The organism is Streptomyces sp. NPDC127106, from assembly GCF_042677605.1.
In the GTDB taxonomy this organism is placed as follows: domain Bacteria; phylum Actinomycetota; class Actinomycetes; order Streptomycetales; family Streptomycetaceae; genus Streptomyces.
Window position 1 is genome coordinate 515,058 of the sequence record NZ_JBHXTC010000001.1, and the last position, 15,829, is coordinate 530,886.

Genomic DNA, 15,829 nt, shown 5'->3' on the forward strand with positions numbered 1-15,829 from the left:
TCAGTTCACCACTCCGGTCATGACGGCGACGGGGACGGAGACGAACCCCGCGAAGAGGAGCAGGGCCAGGGCGTTGGCGAGGGCTTTCAGGGTCCGGTCGCGGCGGGCGCTGCCCGCGCCTAGGGTCTGGGCGGCGCTCCAGAAGCCGTGCCGGACGTGCAGGCCGAGAGCGGCCATCGCGGTGATGTAGATGGTGTTGCCGTACCAGGTGGAGAAGGTGGCGAGGACGTTCTCGTACGGGTGGCCGGCCCAGGCGCGCTCGTTGACCGTGAGCGTGGTGAGGTCGAGCAGGTGCCAGACGATGAACAGGCCGAGGATGACGCCGCCCCAGCGCATGGTGCGGGTGGCGTAGCTCGCGCGGCGGCGCTTGTGGGCGTACCGGACCGGGCGGGCCTTGATGTCGCGGCGGCTGAGCTGATAGGCGGACACGGCGTGGGCGACGACGGCGGCGAGCAGTACGACGCGGGCCGCCCACAGGCCCCAGTGGCTGTGCAGGAAGGGCTCGCCCATGTGGCGGAGCCAGCGTCCGTAGGCGTTGAACTCCTCCGCCCCGAAGAAGATCTTGAGGTTGCCCGTCATGTGGACGACCAGGTAGCCGAGCATGATCAGGCCGGAGACCGCCATCACGGCCTTCTTGCCGACGGTGGATTCCCAGAGCGTGCGCGTGGTGGACGGCCGTCGGCCCGTCCGCGTTGCCAGAGCCATGGAACAAGACGGTAGGGACCTGGACCCCGAGAGGTCCAAGACATGATGGTGCTGATGTCGATAGGCATGCCCTATGAAGCGGGATAGCCTGGGGTGATGCAGTTCCAGCAGCTCCTGTACTTCGTGGCGGTCGCCGAGACCCGGCACTTCACGCGGGCGGCGGAGCGGGTGCACGTGGCCCAGCCGTCGCTGTCGCAGCAGATCAAGGCGCTCGAACGGGAGCTGGGGGCGGAACTGTTCAGCCGGGCGCGGGGGAACATCGCGCTGACCGATGCGGGCGAGGCGCTGCTGCCGCTGGCGCGGCGGATCCTGGCGGACGCGGACACCGCGCGGCTGGAGGTGCAGGAGCTGGCGCAGCTGCGCCGGGGGCGGGTCCGGCTGGGCGCCACGCCGAGCGTGTGCACGGGCCTGCTGCCGGATGTCCTGCGCGCCTTCCACACCGCGCATCCGGGGATCGAGCTGCTGATCGAGGAGAGCGGTTCGCTGGATCTGGTGCGGGAGCTTGCGCGGGGGGCCCTGGACCTGGCCCTGATCGCGCTGCCGCTGCCTCCTTCGGCACCGGCGCTGGACACGGTGGAGCTGCTGACGGAGGACCTGGTGGTGGTCTCGTCGGCGCAGCTGCCGCCGCCGGGAGGTGGTGGTCCGCTGACCGTGTCGGCCCTGCGGGAGGAGCCGATGGTGATGTTCCGCCACGGCTACGACCTGCGGGACCTGACGGTGGCGGCCTGCCGGGCAGAGGGGTTCGAGCCGGTGTTCACGGTGGAGGGCGGTGAGATGGACGCGGTGCTGGGCTTCGTCCGTGCGGGTCTCGGGGTCGCCGTGGTGCCGGCGATGGTCGTCGGCCACGCCGGGCCGGGGCTGCGCAGCACTCCGCTGGAGGGTGCGCCGCTGCGCCGCACGATCGCGCTGGCTCACCGCACGGACGTCGCCCCGCCGCGCGCGGCCCGCGAGCTCAAGCGCGTCCTGCTGGGCGACTGACCCACCGGCCGGCGGCGCGGCCCGGGGCGGGCGGCCGTCAGGCGCGGCGTATGGGCAACTCCTTGTCGAGCCCGCCGGCCAGCATGGCGAAGGCCAGGTCGGCGTCGGCGACGGCCGCGGGGTGGGCCTCGTCGGCGCTCATTCCGCCGGCGATCCGCTGCCAGTTCTCCCGGCCCAGCTCGTGCCGGACCGTCACCAGGTGCGCCGCCGCGAGGCGCGCGGCGAGCGGCGGGACCGCCTCCGCCTCCAGTACGGCGGCGAGCAGTTCGACCTCGCGGGCCGTGTAGTGGTGCAGCCGGGATTCCAGGCTGCCGGTGGTGTGCAGGAGCTGCTGGAAGGCGAGCACCTCCGGGTGGTCGCAGAGCCCGGTGATCGGGTCGTGCTCGGCGAGGGCGGCCAGGAAGTGCGCGTGCACCGCGGCCACCGGAGTCCGGCCGGCGGGCCGGTCGCGGACGATGCGGGCCGCCTCGTCCTGATGGTCGGCGAACCGGTCGAGGACCAGGTCCTCTTTGCTCGGGAAGTACCGGAACAGGGTGGGCTTGGAGACCTCGGCCGCCGCGGCGACGTCCGCCACCGACACCGCGTCGAAGCCCCGCTCCAGGAACAGCTCCAGTGCGGTCGCCGCCAGCAGGCGGCGCGTGCGGAGCTTCTTGCTCTCGCGCAGACCCGTCGTGTTCTCCATGCACAGAACCTACCACATCTCCGTGACCGAGTAAATTTCGTAACCGGGTTGCTTTTTCTTCCGGGAGCCGCTTTCCTTGAGGCAACGACGAGGAGAGGACATCCGATGACCGACGTACTCATCGCCGGCTCCGGCCCCACGGGGCTCACACTGGCTTGCGACCTGGCCCGCCGCGGCCTGGGCGTGCGGGTGGTGGAGCAGCGCGCGGAACCGCACCGCGAATCGCGCGGCAAGGGCCTGCAGCCCGGCAGCCTGGAGGTCTTCGCCGAACTCGGCGTGGCCGAGCGCATGGGCGCCGTCGGCCGGACGGGGCTGGTGCTGCGCAAGTACTTCGACGGCGCCCCCGTGCGCGACACCCCCACCGCCGGGGACGGCCTGATCATCGGCCAGTGGCAGGTCGAGCAGGTGCTGCGCGACCGGCTCGCCGAGCTCGGTGTGCACGTCGAGCACGGATCCCGGCTGGCCGCGATCCGGCAGGACACGGCAGGCGTGGACGCCGAGCTGACGGACGGCACGGTGATCCGCGCCGCGTACCTCGCCGGGTGCGACGGCGGGGGCAGCACCACGCGCAAGCTCCTCGAAATCCCCTTCGAGGGGCACACCGCGCAGGAGGAGGAGATGGTGCTGGGGGACGTGCGGGCGCCCGGGCTCAGCAGGGAGTTCTGGCACCAGTGGTTCTCCTCGGAGGAGGGCGGGATCCTGCTCTGCCCGATACCGGGGACGGACGTCTTCCAGCTGCAGGCCTCTCCGGAGCGGGACGAGGAGGGCAGGCAGCTCCCGCCGTCACTGGAGGGCTTCCAGCGGCTCTTCGACCGGCACGCCCGGATGCCGGGCATCCGGCTGGCGGACCCCACGTGGCTCTCGTCCTGGCGGATCAACGTCCGCATGGCCGCCCGGATGCGCGAGGGCCGGGCCTTCCTCGCGGGCGACGCGGCCCACGTCCACCCGATAGCCGGCGGGTTCGGCATGAACACCGGCATCCAGGACGCGGCCGCCCTCGCCCGTACGCTGGCCGCCGCACTCACCGGGACCGCCGGTCCGGAGGTGCTCGACGCCTACCAGGCGGAGCGGCTGCCGGTCGCGGCCGAGGTGCTCGCCGACACAACGCGGCGGTACGAGCGGGTCGTCGAGGCGGTGCGCACCCCCGGCCGCGGGACCGAGGCCGGAGCCGATTAGCAGCACGGCGGACGGGCCCGGGCCGGGGTGCTCAGGAGGGGGCGGGGACCGCGTCGGAGAGGGACAGTGCGTGGATGCGGTCCGGGGCTCCGGGGCGGGCGTAGTACCAGCCCTGTGCCGTGTCGCAACCGAGTGCCCGCAGCTGGGCCGCCTGGGCGCCGGTCTCCACGCCCTCGACAGTGACGGCGAGTTCGAGACTGTGGGCCAACGCGACGATGCCTTCCACGATCTTGACGTCGACGGGGTCGGCGGGCTGTTGCTGCATCCCCTTGGTGAAGGAGCGGTCCAGCTTGAGCACGCTGACCGGCAGGCGGCGCAGGTTGGCGAGGTTCGAGTAGCCGGTGCCGAAGTCGTCCAGCGCGATGTCCACACCGAGCTCGGCGAGGCGGTGCAGCGGTTCGAGGAGCTCGTCGTCGGCACCGATCAGGGCGGACTCGGTGACTTCCAGGCACAGTGCGCCGGGGGCGAGGCCCGCGCTCTCCAGCACCGCGACGGTGTCCGCGACCAGCCCGGGGTGCTGTAGCTGGGTCGGCGAGAGGTTGACGTTGACGCGCAGCGGCGAACCGCCGTGCTCGCGCTGCCAGGTGCGGGCCTGGCGGACGGACTCCTCCAGGACCCAGCGGCCGAGCGGCACGATCAGCCCGGTGCGTTCGGCGAGCGGGATGAACCGGTCCGGGCCGAGCACCCCGTACTGCGGGTGCTCCCAGCGGACCAGCGCCTCGGCTCCGCGCACACTACCGTCGTGCATGTGGACCAGCGGCTGGTACTCGATGAAGAACTCGCCGCGTTCCAGCGCCGCGGGCAGGGCGTTGGTCAGGCCGTGCCGGGTGATGGCGCGGGCGTCGGCCTCCGCGTCGGCGAACTCGAAGCGGCTGCCGCCGGCCGCCTTCGCCCGGTACATGGTGATGTCGGCACTGCGCAGCACCTCGGCCGGGGTTCGCTCCCCGGCCGGGCCCTCGACGATGCCGATGCTGCCGCGCACCGACAGCTCCCGGCCCTCGATGCGGATCGGCGCCGAGAGGGCGGACAGGATGCGGACGGCGAGCTCGGTCACCTTCTCCTCGGTGTCCGGGCCGGTGGTGAGGGCCACGAACTCGTCGCCGCCGAGCCGGGCGACCACCTCGCTCTGACCGGTGACGCAGCTCTGCAGCCGGTCGGCGACCTCCACCAGCAGCCGGTCGCCCGCCGAGTGGCCGAGGCTGTCGTTGACCGCCTTGAACCCGTCGAGGTCGAGGTAGCACAGCCCGAACCGGCTGCCGCCGACCCCGCTCAGGGCCTTCTCCAGCCGCTCGAAGAACAAGGTCCGATTGGGCAGACCGGTCAGCGCGTCGTGGGTGGCCTCGTAGCGCAGCCGCAGGTTCAGCAGCCGGCGTTCGGTGGTGTCCTCCATCAGCGCCAGCTGGTACTGCGGGGTGCCGTCGGCGTCGCGCAGCAGCGACACCGTCAGATTGGTCCACAGGACGGTTCCGTCGTGCCGGTAGTACGGCTTCTCCACGCGGTAGCTCTCGCGTTCGCCGCGCACGAGCTCGCCGTACATCCGCCACACCTGGGGGGCGTCGTCGGGGTGCCCCCACTCGCTGACGTTGCGGCCGTGGACGTGCCCGCCCATGCCGCCGAACATCTGCAGCAGCGCGTCGTTCACCTCCAGGACGTTGCCCTCCAGGTCGGCGATGCCGATGCCGACGGCCGCGCCCTCGAAGACCGCCCGGAAGCGCTCCTCGCTCGCGTGCAGGGCCTGCTGGGCGTCGACGCGGGCGGTCAGCGCGGAGCGGGCGATGGCCTCCTGCTCCTTGAGGGTCCGCTCGCGCAGGGCCCGGGCGAATCCCGCCGCGATCTGGTGCTGGAGCCGGGCGCACCGGGACCGGTACTCCTCGGTGCCCTCCACGCCGACGCCGTCGGGGCCGCAGTAGAGCACCAGGTACGACTCGACCACGCCGAGGGTGCCGGCCAGCGCCTCCGGGTCGGTGCAGTGCACGGCGACGAGGTCGGCCCCGACCTGCTGGGCGGCGGCCGCGTCGAAGGGCCGGGCGTGCAGGGCCTCGGTGAGCGTCCGGGTGAGCGGCACCAGGTGCTGCTCGAACTCGACGCGGGTCAGCGAGGTCGCCGTGAACGGGAAGATGGCGCGGCCCCAGATCGTGGCGAAACGCCCGATCCGGTCCTCGAGGCCGCTGCGCAGCGCGGCGGGGCCCGCCGGGGTCGCCGTCGGGCCGGCGGGCGGCTGCTGGAGGGGTGCGCCCTGCGCCGTGCGCGCGTTCTTCGGGGTCGGTGTGCCGGGAGGCACCGCGGCCGGGGATCTCACGCCTTGCGTCCCACTCCGCCGAAGCCCGCGAAGGCGTACGGGTCCTCCGGCATCTCTCCGTCCTGCGGGGCGGCGAGGCCGTCGGGCTGCCAGTTCGGCATCGACACGAGGCCGGGGTCGACCAGTTCGAACCCGTCGAAGAAGCGGGCGACCTGTTCGCGGCTGCGCATCACGAGGGGGCTGCGGATGTCCCGGTAGACGTCGACCATGCCGCTGGCGGTCTCCTCGGGCAGCGGCAGTCCCTCGTAGGACGCGTGGGTGAGGACGAGCAAGCTGCCGGAGGGCAGGGCGTCGCGCAGCTCCGCGACGGCGGCGTACGGTTCGTCCGCGTCCTCCAGGAAGTGCAGGACGGCGACGAGGAGCAGGGCGACGGGGCGTTCGAGGTCCAGCAGCCGCGCGACCTCGGAGGAGCCCAGGACGTCCTGCGGCTTGCGCAGGTCGGCGGCGAGGACCCCGGTGCGGTCGTTGCCGGCCAGCACGGCCTTGCTGTGCGCGACGGCCACGGGATCGTGGTCGACGTACACGACGCGGGCCTCGGGACTGGCCGCGTGGGCGACCTCGTGGACGTTGCCGAAGGTGGGGATGCCGGAGCCGATGTCGAGGAACTGGGTGACGCCCTGGTCCACGGCGTAGCGGACGGCGCGGCGCATGAAGGCCCGGTTCGCCTGCATGATCTTGGGTAGGCCCGGGGTGAATTCCATGGCACGGCGGGCGGCCTGGCGGTCGACCTCGAAATTGTGCGAGCCGCCCAGGTAGTAATCGTAGATCCGGGACACGCTCGGCACCGATATGTCGATCCCTGGCGGGGCCCAGGCGGGGCGCTCCATCGCGGTCTCCAAGCCGTAGTCCGTGGCGGTTGTCCGGGGTCGGACACCTGTCCGAGCCGAATGTACTGATCATTGCCCAAGGGAGCGAGCAAAAGCGGAAATTGGTGATCCGTTCTTCATCACACACCAAAGACCCCTGTGGCCCCCGCCGGCACGAATGACCGAAACCGACAAGTCTCTTATGAGTAGCGACAGGCCAGCGACCGGGTCGCACCGTTTCGTGGCCTAAACCTCTACAGTCCTCCTGCCACCCGTTCAGGCGAACCAGGGCCGAGCGCCGCGTGTGCGGGCGCGCCCGAGCCCATGATCCCGGCGTGAACAGAGCCTCTGCCAGGCACCTGCTGGTGGCCCCTGCCCTGCTGTGGGCGGCGTTCTCCGCCACCCCGGCCGTGGCCGATAGCTGCGCCTACGCGACCGTCCACGCCGGGGACCGTTCGGCGGCCGTCAGGCTGGTCGCGGTCGCCGGCAGCGGCGCGAGCGTCGTAAGCCGGGGTGGCGCACATCACGGCGACGGCCCGTCAGACGACCGCGGAGGGGGCCGGGGAACCGGTCACGACGGCGGCCACGGAAAAGGCCACGACAAGGGTCGCGGAAAGGGGCACGGGCGGCACCACCACCCGCCGCCGCCCCCGCCCTGCCCTCCGAAGCCCACGCCGAAGCCGACCCCCAAGCCCACTCCGAAGCCGACCCCGCCCCCCAAGCCGACGCCCCCGCCGGCCCCGAAGCCCACGCCCACACCGCCACCGCCGCCCCGGCCCGCGCCCCCCGCGCCCCGGCCGCCCGCACCGGCTCCGCCCGAACCGGCTCCGGCCCCGGCCCCGCCGAAGAAGTACGCGGCACCCGTGGTTCCCCCGCCGCCCCCGCCCCCGCCCGCACCGCCGCCACCCACGAAGAAGGCCGTGGCCAAGCCGGTCTACCGGGCACCGGCCCCCAAACCGGTGGAGCACCACATCTCACCGGTGACTTTCACCCTCATGACCGCGGCCCCCGCGGTGCTCGCGATGGCCGCACTGCGCCCGCGCTAGACCCCGGCCCCGTCCACCACGCGTCCCCTTGGGAGTCATCTTGTCGGAATGGCTCGTGCTGACCATCGCGATGGCCGCGGCCTGCGCCGTGGTGCTGGCCATCGTCTTCATCAACCACCGGCGGATCGGCGACGACGACGATCCCAGCGAGACCCCGGACGTCATCGAGTACATGACGATGATGATCGGGGTGATCTACGCCATCGTGCTGGGCCTGGCCATCGCGGGCGTCTGGGAGGGCCGGGGAGCCGCCCAGGAGTACGTGCGCCAGGAGGCGCAGGCCCTGCACGAGATCAGCGTCCGTTCCGCGGTCTACCCGGCCGAGGTGCGCACGAGGATCCGGGCCGACGTCGACGCGTACGTGTCCCACGTGGTGGACACCGAGTGGAAGCAGATGGCCGAACACGGCACCCTCACGGACCGCGGCGCGGAGCTGCTGGAACGTATCCGCCGGGACGTGACGGACTACGAGCCGCAGACCGACCACGAGGGGCAGGCCTACCAGCCGCTGGTGGACCAGGTGGCGCTGGTCGACGACGCCCGCAGTTCCCGCGCCGGGAGCGCGGGGGCGACCATGCCGGGAGTGGTGTGGTTCGGCCTGATCACCGGGGCGCTGGTGACGGTGGGCCTGATCTTCACCCTGCAGATCCGGCGCTCGTTCCGGGAGTTGCTGCTGGCGGGCCTGTTCAGTGCGCTGATCGCGTTCCTGCTGTTCCTGATCTGGGACTTCGACGCGCCGTTCGGGCGCGGCATCGCGGCCACCGCGGAGCCGTTCCTCACCCAGTTCCCACATCTGGACCCGGGTGACTGACCGGCCTCGCAAACCGGGGGAGGGGCGTCCTTCCCCGGTTCGGCCCACCACCGTGCCCCATTCGCCCGCTCCTGATCGCGGGGCGCGCCGCCCGCGCCTAGCGTGGCGAGCGTCGAGGTGCATCGCCCTCTCCGTGCGGAAACGGTTCCGCGGCTGCTCCTCGGGATCCGGAGAACCAATCATGGGTGCGATACGAAGCTCCGCAACTGCCCTGATCGGGACCGGCGCCGCGGGCGCCGTACTCGTGTTCGGCGTTCTCGGCACGCCCGGTGCGGGAACGGCCGGGGCCCAGCCCGTCACCTCGTTCGGCTTCGCCGTCACCCCCTCCACGGTCGCCCCCGGCGGCCAGGTGACGCTCTCCGTCAGCGGCTGCAACGCCGCCTACGCCACGGTCTCCTCCGGGGTCTTCGACACCGTGACCATCGAGCGCGGCAGGACGGCACGGATCACGGTGGACCGCGACGCCCGCCGCGGAGCCGTGTACTCGGTCACCTTCACGTGCAGCGGCGAGAACGGCTCGGCGGACCTCACGATCGCCGGCGGCAGCAGCCGGCCCACCACGAGCTCCACCTTCACGGCCACGGCCCTCGGCGTGCCCACCTCCGTACCGAGCCCCGCACGGGGGGTCCGGGGCGGGCTGGGCGGCAGCATCGCCGGGATGGACCCCTGGGCGGTCGGCGCGGGCGCGGGACTCTTCCTCTTCGCCGCGGCCGGCACCGGGTACGCGGTCCGGCGCCGCGCGGGTGCGCGCGGACACTGACGGCGTACGGCGTGCACGCACCGCGGACCGTCGAACCGGCCGTCTCCCCCACACCCGACGGCGCCCACTGCACGTCGCACACACGCCGCACGTGGCGCACGCGCCGAACGTGCGCACATCACGCGCCCACCGCGCAAGCACCGACCGCCGGTCGCCCCGCGTCCTGGCCTGGACCGGGGGCGACCGGCGGCTTCCGGGGCTGCGACCGGGGAGGCCTGCCGGTCGTCAGGCCCGATTGCGGGCCGGGCGGCGCCGGCGCAGCACGTGGGCGCCCGCTCCCAGGGCCGCGGCACCCACGAGGCTCGCGCCGATGGCGGTCTCGGCGGTGGACGGGCCGATCGAGCCGCCGAGGCCGCCCTGCGCGCCCCTGCCGTCGAGGATGGTGAAGCGGTGCGTGGCGACCAGGCTGTTGTCGTCGCACTTGACCGACAGCGTGTGGTTGCCGGGAGAGGCGTGGTTGAAGATCCGGACGGTCGCGAACCCGATGGACCCGGCCGACAGCCGCTCCTGCTGAAAGTTGTTGGGCGACCAGACGGTGCCACCGCGCAGGCATCCTGCCGCGCTGACCTGCATGGTGGAGCCCTGGTGCACGGAGTAGGGGTTGACCGTGACGTTGCTGGGCCCGTTGCCGCCGCCCGACGGCGAGCCGCCCACCGGGTTGTTGCCCGCCGGGTTGTTGCCCACCGGGTTGTTGCCCGTCGGGTTGTTGTTCACCGGGTTGCTGTTCACCGGGTTGTTGTTCGCCGCGGCCATGGGCGTACTGAGGCCGAGGGTGGCGCAGGCCGCAGCGGCCACGGTGAGAGCGCGCAGAACACGCATGGTGGAACCTCCAGCGGAAAGCGCCCCGGAGCGGTCGCCCGGGATGATCGACGAGAACGCCTCCCACGACGACCCTCGGGGCGGCCCGCAACCAGCGCATGTCCGGCTTTGGGCCGCACGGTTGAGCGACACGCCGAGCGCTGCGCGCGTCGTCTGACGGATCCGCAGGTCACGACCCGTCAGGTGATTGTGTGATGAATACCTGGATGGGCGCACCCGTCGGGCCGGCCACCCGTTCGCGGGTACCGCCACCCGTTCGCCCTTCAGCGATCGCCGTCTTGCGGAGACGGCTTTAACGTGCGGGGGAAAGGGCGTACCGGGGTGGGACGCGAACGCGGGTCGGGACCCCCGCGTCGGGAAGGGAGAGCCATGACCGAGGACGAGAGCGAGCTGCCGCGCAGGAGATGGTCGCCCTGGGGCGTGCTCGCACTGGTCATGCTCAGTGGCCTCGCCATGATGCGCAACGGAGCGGACGTCGGGGACGGTCCGCCGCAGCCGACCGCCGCCGCGGCGGTGACGGCGCCCGCGGGGCAGCCGCCGGGCGTGACGGCGCCGGCCGATGCGGCCGCACCGGCGCAGGTGCTGGAGCACTCGTCGGTGCAGCGCATCCGCATTCCGGCGATCAAGGTGGACGCGCCGGTGATGACCGTGGGCCTGGACCCGCAGGGCTGGGTCGACGCCCCGCCGGCCGAGGACCCCAACCTGGCCGGGTGGTACCTCAACGGCATCTCGCCCGGCCAGCGCGGGTCCGCGGTGATCGTGGGCCACGTGGACAACGCCAGCGGGCCGGCGGTCTTCTACGGCCTCGGCGCGCTGCGCAAGGGCCACCGGATCGAGGTGGAGCGCTACGACGGGCGCACGGCGCTGTTCGAGGTGTACGGCGTGGAGGTGTTCTCCAAGGACACCTTCCCCGGTTCCCGGGTGTACGGGGACACCGGGCGGCCGGAGCTGCGGGTGATCACGTGCGGCGGTGGCTACTCGAAGGCCCGGGGCTACGAGGGGAACGTCGTCGTCTTCGCCCGTATGGTGGGGGCCCGCTGAGCGCCTCCCCGGCTTCCCGCCCGCACCCGCCCGCACCCGCCCGCCCCGCTGGAGGAACACGGCCTCAGCGGGGCGGCAGCGCGGGCAGCGTCAGCCGGTAGCCCCGGGCGATCAGCTGGGGCAGATAGGTGTCGAGGGCGCGGACGCTCTGCGAGCGGTCGCCGCCGGCGTCGTGGTTCAGCACGATGACGCCGGGGGCGGCGCCCTGCAGGACGCGCGAGACGATCACGGACGTGCCGGGCTCCTTCCAGTCCAGGGAGTCCACGGTCCAGGCGAGCGGCTCCATGCCCAGTTCGGCGCCGATCTCGAACGCGGCCCGGTTCCAGGCCCCGTAGGGCGCCCGGAACCACACCGGCGGCGCCCCGACGGTCTTCTCGACGACCTCGCTGGTGGAGGCGATCTCGGCGGCGAGGTCGGGCCGGCCGAGCCGGGGGATCAGGGGGTGGGACCAGGTGTGGTTGCCGATCACGTGGCCCTCGTCGGCCATGCGGCGCAGCAGGTCCCGGTTCTCGTCGGCCTTCTCCCCGCACACGAAGAAGAGGCCCGGGACCTCGTACCGGGCCAGGGTGTCGAGGATCGCGGGGGTGTAGCGGTGGTCGGGGCCGTCGTCGAAGGTGAGCACCATGGCGCTGGCCGTGCTCGCCGCGGGCGGGAGCTCCAGGATGGGCCGGGTGCGCACGGTGGGCCTCGCGACCGGCGGGCGCAGCGGTGCCCCCTCGGTCATGGGACTCAGCCGGTACGTGGTGCGGCCCGGGGTCTGCGGCCTCAGGGCTCGGACGCCGCCCGGTCCGGCGGCTCCGCCCGGGCCCGGCTGCCCGAGGGCCGATGCGGCGCCTCCGCCAGCACCGGCACCGGCGCCGCCACCGCCACTGGCGCCCGTACCGGGTCCGCCGCCCGCGGAGGGCTGTCCGGGTCGGGCGTCCTCGCCGGCGGCGAGGAGCCCGGAGGCGGCGGCGATTCCGAGGAACACGGCGGTGCGCAGGAGCACGCGCCGCCCTACTGTCGGCTCGTCATTTTTCATTACTACTACGTATCAACGACATCGGCGCAGATGTCGAGAGGCACGGACGCACCCCCGTCCCCTCACCCGTTCAGCCGCGCCGTACCAGCGGGAACGGCAGCGTCTCGCGGATCGTCAGGCCCGTGAGGAACATGACCAGCCGGTCGACGCCGATGCCCAGACCGCCGGTCGGCGGCATCGCGTACTCCAGTGCGTCCAGGAAGTCGTTGTCGACCTCCATCGCCTCCGGGTCGCCGCCCGCCGCCAGCAGCGACTGGGCGGTGAGCCGGCGCCGCTGCTCGACGGGATCGGTCAGCTCCGAGTAGGCGGTGCCCAGTTCGGTGCCGAAGGCCACCAGGTCCCAGCGCTCGGCGAGGCGCGGGTCGCGCCGGTGCTGCCGGGTGAGCGGGGAGACGTCGGTCGGGAAGTCCTTGTAGAAGGTGGGCAGCAGGGTCTTCTCCTCCACCAGCCGCTCGTACATCTCCAGCACCACGACGCCCCGGGGGTCGTCGGGGGCGTGCGGCACCCCGGACCGGTCGCACAGCCGGCGCAGCGCGTGCTCCTCGGTGTCGGCGTCGACCTGCTCGCCGAGCGCCTCGCTGATCGCCCCGTACATCGTCTTGACCGGCCAGGGGCCGGAGATGTCGTGGACGACGAGCTTCCCGTCCGGTCCGGCCTTGTGGGCGACGGGCGCGCCGAACGCGGCGGTCGCGGCGCCCTGGATCAGCTCGCGGGTGAGGTCCAGCATGACGTCGTAGTCGGCGAAGGCCTGGTACGCCTCCAGCATCGTGAACTCGGGGTTGTGCTTGTACGAGACGCCCTCGTTGCGGAAGGTGCGGCCCATTTCGAAGACCTTCTCCAGGCCGCCGACGCACAGCCGCTTGAGGTACAGCTCGGGCGCGATCCGCAGGTACAGGTCGAGGTCGTAGGCGTTGATGTGGGTGCGGAAGGGCCGGGCGTTGGCGCCGCCGTGGATCTGCTGGAGCATCGGCGTCTCGACCTCCAGGTAGCCGCGGTCCAGCAGCCCCTGGCGCAGCGCCTGGACGGCCGCCGAGCGGGCCCGTACGACGTCCCGGGCCTCGGGGCTGGCGACCAGGTCGAGGTAGCGGCGCCGGACCCGGGCCTCGGGATCGGCGAGGCCCTTGCGCTTGTCGGGGAGCGGGCGCAGGCATTTGCCGGTCAGCAGCCAGGAGGAGACCACGAGGGAGAGCTCGCCGGTCCTGCTGGTGCCGATCTCGCCGGTGACGAGGACGTGGTCGCCGAAGTCGACCCGGGAGGCGAAGGAGTCCAGGACGCCGGCGCCTGCCTCGGCCCGGGTGAGTACCAGTTGCAGGTCTCCGGACCAGTCGCGCAGGACGGCGAAGACCACGCCGCCGAGGTCCCGTACGACCATCACCCGGCCGGCGAGGGTGGCCCGCTCGCCGGTGCGGGTACCGGGCGGGTGGGCGGGACGGCCGGGGTGGGCGGCCCTGAGGGCGGCGACGGTGTGGGTGCGCTGCGGGATGCCGACGGGGTAGGGGTCGACGCCGGCGGCACGCAGCCGCTCCAGTTTGTCGTGCCGGACCCGCACCTGCTCCGGGAGCCGCTCGGCGGGGACGCCGGGCCCTCCCTCCCCCGCGCCTTCCAGACCGAGGGCGTCCAGCGAGGGCAGCCCTTCGGTGGTGGCGGGGGCGGTGAGGCCCTTGGGGTGTCCGTTGCCCCAGAGTTTGCGCAGGCTGGGTACGGAGACGAAGCCCTCGGCAATGCCAGAGGCGAGGCTGACCCGGGCGAGCGAGCCGGCGTCCTGGTAGCAGAGGAACCGCGGGTACCACTCGGGGCCGTACTTCACGTTCGAGCGGTACAGGGCCTCCAGCTGCCACCAGCGGGAGAAGAACAGCAGCAGTCTGCGCCACAGCTTCAGCACCGGGCCCGCACCGATCCGGGCGCCCTCCTCGAACGCGGACCGGAAGACGGCGAAGTTGAGCGAGATCCGGCGCACGCCGAGTCCCGGCGCGGCGGCGCACAGCTCGGCGACCATGAACTCCATGACCCCGTTGGGGGCGGTGCGGTCGCGACGCATCAGGTCCAGGGAGATGCCGTCCTTGCCCCAGGGGACGAAGGACAGCAGGGCGATCAGCTCGCCCTCCCGGTCGAAGGCCTCGACGAGCAGGCAGTCCCCGTCGGCGGGGTCGCCCAGCCGGTCCAGGGCCATGGAGAAGCCGCGCTCGGTCTCGGTGTCGCGCCAGGTGTCGGCTCGGTCGATGATCCGCTGCATCTCCTCCTCGGCGAGCGCGGAGTGGCGGCGGATGAGGGTGGTGGCGCCGGCCCGCCGGACGCGGCTCACCGCCTGGCGGGTGACGCGCATGTCCCGGCCGTCGAGGTCGAAGTGGGCGACGTGGAGGATGGCCTCGTCGCCGAGCTGGAGCGCGCTGAGCCCGGACCGGGCGTACGCGGTGGCGCCGTCCTCGGAAGCTCCCATGACGGCGGGCTGCCAGCCGTAGCGGCGGGCGACGCCGAGCCAGGCGTCGACGGCGGGACTCCAGGCGGCGGGGTCGCCGACGGGGTCGCCGCTGGCCAGGCAGACGCCCGCCTCGACCCGGTAGGTGACGCAGGCCCGGCCGTTGGGGGCGAAGACGACGGCCTTGTCGCGGCGCGTGGCGAAGTAGCCGAGGGAGTCGCTGCGCCCGTACGCGCCGAGCAGGGCCCGGATGCGGGGTTCCTCGTCGCCGTGGAGGGCGGCGGTCAGCCGCTGGGAGCGGAAGAGGGTGGCGGCGGCGTTCAGCAGGGCGAGGGCGCCGAACAGGCCGAGGAGGAAGTACAGGGGCCGCGGCGGGTGGCCGTCGAACTGGCGGGCCGAGAACAGGCCGCCGAAGACCTGCTTGGCGGCCCAGTCCAGCCATTGGTCCGGTGGGAGGGTGCCGGGGAAGAGTGCGACCAGGCCCCAGCCGAGGAGGACGGCGGCGAGCAGGCCGGTCCCCAGGACGAGCAGGGCCCGCCAGAAGGCCCCGGGGCGGGAGGCGGCGTAGAACTCCCTGCGGGCGGCGATCAGGACGAGCAGGGCGGCGACGGCGATGACCAGGGAGGGGCCGCCGACCCAGAAGTCCCCCTCGGCCATGATCAGCAGATCGACCAGGATCAGCAGGGCCAGATAGGCGACGACGATCCACCAGGCGACCTTCTTGCGGGTGCCGAGCGCGGCGGCGAGCAGGAAGAGGAAGACGGCGTAGGCGAGGTTCGCACTGACGGGCACCACGAAGGCGTCGAGGAACCGGACGACGTGCCGCAGGAGGTGGCGCAGCGTCGGGGAGAGCGCCAGCACGGCGCAGACCAGCCCGAGGGCTCCGAAGAACGCGGCGTACGCGTCGGGCACCCGGCCCAGGAAGCGGTTCCGGGTGCCCCTGGTCCGCTCCAGGGTGGCACTCATGGTTCGCACTGTAGGGAGGGCGGGGGAGGTCCGCGCGCCGAGCGGCCTGCCCACGGGAGGGTGACGGAGCACGGGAACACCGGATTCGAGCGCGGTGTCCAGCCGGTGCTGGCGGCGGGGGCCTCGCTGGGCACGCCGGCTCGGTGACGGTGCGGCTGGTGAGGGCGGGGAGGTGGCCCCGCCCGGGGGGGGCCGGACGGGGGGCGCACGGTACCCTGGCGCCCCGAAGGCGGGGGGACCCAACGGCGGCGGACCGGGCCGCCCGGGCCCACCCCCAACGCCCCCGCCCATGGGGCCGGGCGG

Annotated in this window: 13 protein-coding genes; 6 read left to right on the forward strand and 7 right to left on the reverse strand. The window is 73.0% G+C overall.

What is annotated here, in order from left to right; all coding sequences use genetic code 11:
* Positions 1–705, reverse strand: coding sequence for a succinate dehydrogenase (locus tag ACFVGY_RS02195; RefSeq protein WP_385669553.1), 705 nt, complete (start codon positions 703–705; stop codon positions 1–3).
* Between the two features lie 96 nt (positions 706–801).
* On the opposite strand from ACFVGY_RS02195, the gene ACFVGY_RS02200 reads away from it, so the two are divergent.
* Positions 802–1,683 (forward strand): LysR family transcriptional regulator, encoded by an 882-nt coding sequence (locus tag ACFVGY_RS02200; RefSeq protein WP_385669556.1) that lies wholly within the window; start codon positions 802–804, stop codon positions 1,681–1,683.
* Between the two features lie 37 nt (positions 1,684–1,720).
* Here the strand turns inward: ACFVGY_RS02200 and ACFVGY_RS02205 are convergent, their stop codons facing one another.
* On the reverse strand, positions 1,721–2,365 hold the full coding sequence (locus tag ACFVGY_RS02205; RefSeq protein ID WP_385669559.1) for a TetR/AcrR family transcriptional regulator: 645 nt from the start codon (positions 2,363–2,365) through the stop codon (positions 1,721–1,723).
* Between the two features lie 105 nt (positions 2,366–2,470).
* Between ACFVGY_RS02205 and ACFVGY_RS02210 the strand changes: the two genes are divergently transcribed.
* Positions 2,471–3,541: an FAD-dependent monooxygenase gene (locus ACFVGY_RS02210; protein WP_385669562.1), complete on the forward strand. Its 1,071-nt coding sequence runs from the start codon at positions 2,471–2,473 to the stop codon at positions 3,539–3,541.
* Between the two features lie 31 nt (positions 3,542–3,572).
* On the opposite strand, the gene ACFVGY_RS02215 is transcribed toward ACFVGY_RS02210, so the two are convergent.
* Positions 3,573–5,717, reverse strand: coding sequence for a putative bifunctional diguanylate cyclase/phosphodiesterase (locus tag ACFVGY_RS02215; RefSeq protein WP_385669851.1), 2,145 nt, complete (start codon positions 5,715–5,717; stop codon positions 3,573–3,575).
* Between the two features lie 119 nt (positions 5,718–5,836).
* Positions 5,837–6,667: an SAM-dependent methyltransferase gene (locus ACFVGY_RS02220; protein WP_385669565.1), complete on the reverse strand. Its 831-nt coding sequence runs from the start codon at positions 6,665–6,667 to the stop codon at positions 5,837–5,839.
* 899 nt (positions 6,668–7,566) lie between these two features.
* On the opposite strand from ACFVGY_RS02220, the gene ACFVGY_RS02225 reads away from it, so the two are divergent.
* The 3 genes from ACFVGY_RS02225 to ACFVGY_RS02235 all read left to right on the forward strand — a co-directional run bounded on the left by ACFVGY_RS02225 (position 7,567) and on the right by ACFVGY_RS02235 (position 9,263).
* A complete protein-coding gene (locus ACFVGY_RS02225) occupies positions 7,567–7,692 on the forward strand; it encodes a hypothetical protein (RefSeq protein WP_385669568.1) in 126 nt (41 codons plus the stop codon).
* Between the two features lie 40 nt (positions 7,693–7,732).
* Positions 7,733–8,503: a hypothetical protein gene (locus ACFVGY_RS02230; RefSeq protein WP_385669570.1), complete on the forward strand. Its 771-nt coding sequence runs from the start codon at positions 7,733–7,735 to the stop codon at positions 8,501–8,503.
* A gap of 181 nt (positions 8,504–8,684) precedes the next feature.
* Positions 8,685–9,263 (forward strand): hypothetical protein, encoded by a 579-nt coding sequence (locus ACFVGY_RS02235; protein ID WP_385669572.1) that lies wholly within the window; start codon positions 8,685–8,687, stop codon positions 9,261–9,263.
* 225 nt (positions 9,264–9,488) lie between these two features.
* Here the strand turns inward: ACFVGY_RS02235 and ACFVGY_RS02240 are convergent, their stop codons facing one another.
* Complete coding sequence (locus ACFVGY_RS02240) at positions 9,489–10,082, reverse strand: hypothetical protein (protein ID WP_385669574.1); 594 nt, start codon at positions 10,080–10,082, stop codon at positions 9,489–9,491.
* Between the two features lie 369 nt (positions 10,083–10,451).
* Between ACFVGY_RS02240 and ACFVGY_RS02245 the strand changes: the two genes are divergently transcribed.
* Entirely contained in the window at positions 10,452–11,123 is a 672-nt protein-coding gene (locus tag ACFVGY_RS02245; RefSeq protein WP_385669577.1) for a class F sortase, read from the forward strand.
* Between the two features lie 64 nt (positions 11,124–11,187).
* On the opposite strand, the gene ACFVGY_RS02250 is transcribed toward ACFVGY_RS02245, so the two are convergent.
* Together ACFVGY_RS02250 and lysX are read right to left on the reverse strand one after the other, a co-directional pair.
* A complete protein-coding gene (locus ACFVGY_RS02250; RefSeq protein WP_385669580.1) occupies positions 11,188–12,144 on the reverse strand; it encodes a polysaccharide deacetylase family protein in 957 nt (318 codons plus the stop codon).
* A 70-nt stretch (positions 12,145–12,214) separates the two neighbouring features.
* Positions 12,215–15,526, reverse strand: a complete 3,312-nt coding sequence (gene lysX / locus ACFVGY_RS02255) for a bifunctional lysylphosphatidylglycerol synthetase/lysine--tRNA ligase LysX (protein WP_385669583.1) — start codon at positions 15,524–15,526, stop codon at positions 12,215–12,217.
* Positions 15,527–15,829 lie beyond the last annotated feature (303 nt).

Excerpts from the sequence above, each read along its gene's own strand:
- ACFVGY_RS02235 (WP_385669572.1), top strand. The coding sequence starts at position 8,685 with ATGGGTGCGATACGAAGCTCCGCAACTGCCCTGATCGGGACCGGCGCC.
- ACFVGY_RS02220 (WP_385669565.1), bottom strand. The coding sequence starts at position 6,667 with ATGGAGCGCCCCGCCTGGGCCCCGCCAGGGATCGACATATCGGTGCCG.
- ACFVGY_RS02200 (WP_385669556.1), top strand. The coding sequence starts at position 802 with ATGCAGTTCCAGCAGCTCCTGTACTTCGTGGCGGTCGCCGAGACCCGG.
- ACFVGY_RS02245 (WP_385669577.1), top strand. The coding sequence starts at position 10,452 with ATGACCGAGGACGAGAGCGAGCTGCCGCGCAGGAGATGGTCGCCCTGG.
- ACFVGY_RS02240 (WP_385669574.1), bottom strand. The coding sequence starts at position 10,082 with ATGCGTGTTCTGCGCGCTCTCACCGTGGCCGCTGCGGCCTGCGCCACC.
- lysX (WP_385669583.1), bottom strand. The coding sequence starts at position 15,526 with ATGAGTGCCACCCTGGAGCGGACCAGGGGCACCCGGAACCGCTTCCTG.
- ACFVGY_RS02195 (WP_385669553.1), bottom strand. The coding sequence starts at position 705 with ATGGCTCTGGCAACGCGGACGGGCCGACGGCCGTCCACCACGCGCACG.
- ACFVGY_RS02210 (WP_385669562.1), top strand. The coding sequence starts at position 2,471 with ATGACCGACGTACTCATCGCCGGCTCCGGCCCCACGGGGCTCACACTG.
- ACFVGY_RS02205 (WP_385669559.1), bottom strand. The coding sequence starts at position 2,365 with ATGGAGAACACGACGGGTCTGCGCGAGAGCAAGAAGCTCCGCACGCGC.
- ACFVGY_RS02250 (WP_385669580.1), bottom strand. The coding sequence starts at position 12,144 with ATGAAAAATGACGAGCCGACAGTAGGGCGGCGCGTGCTCCTGCGCACC.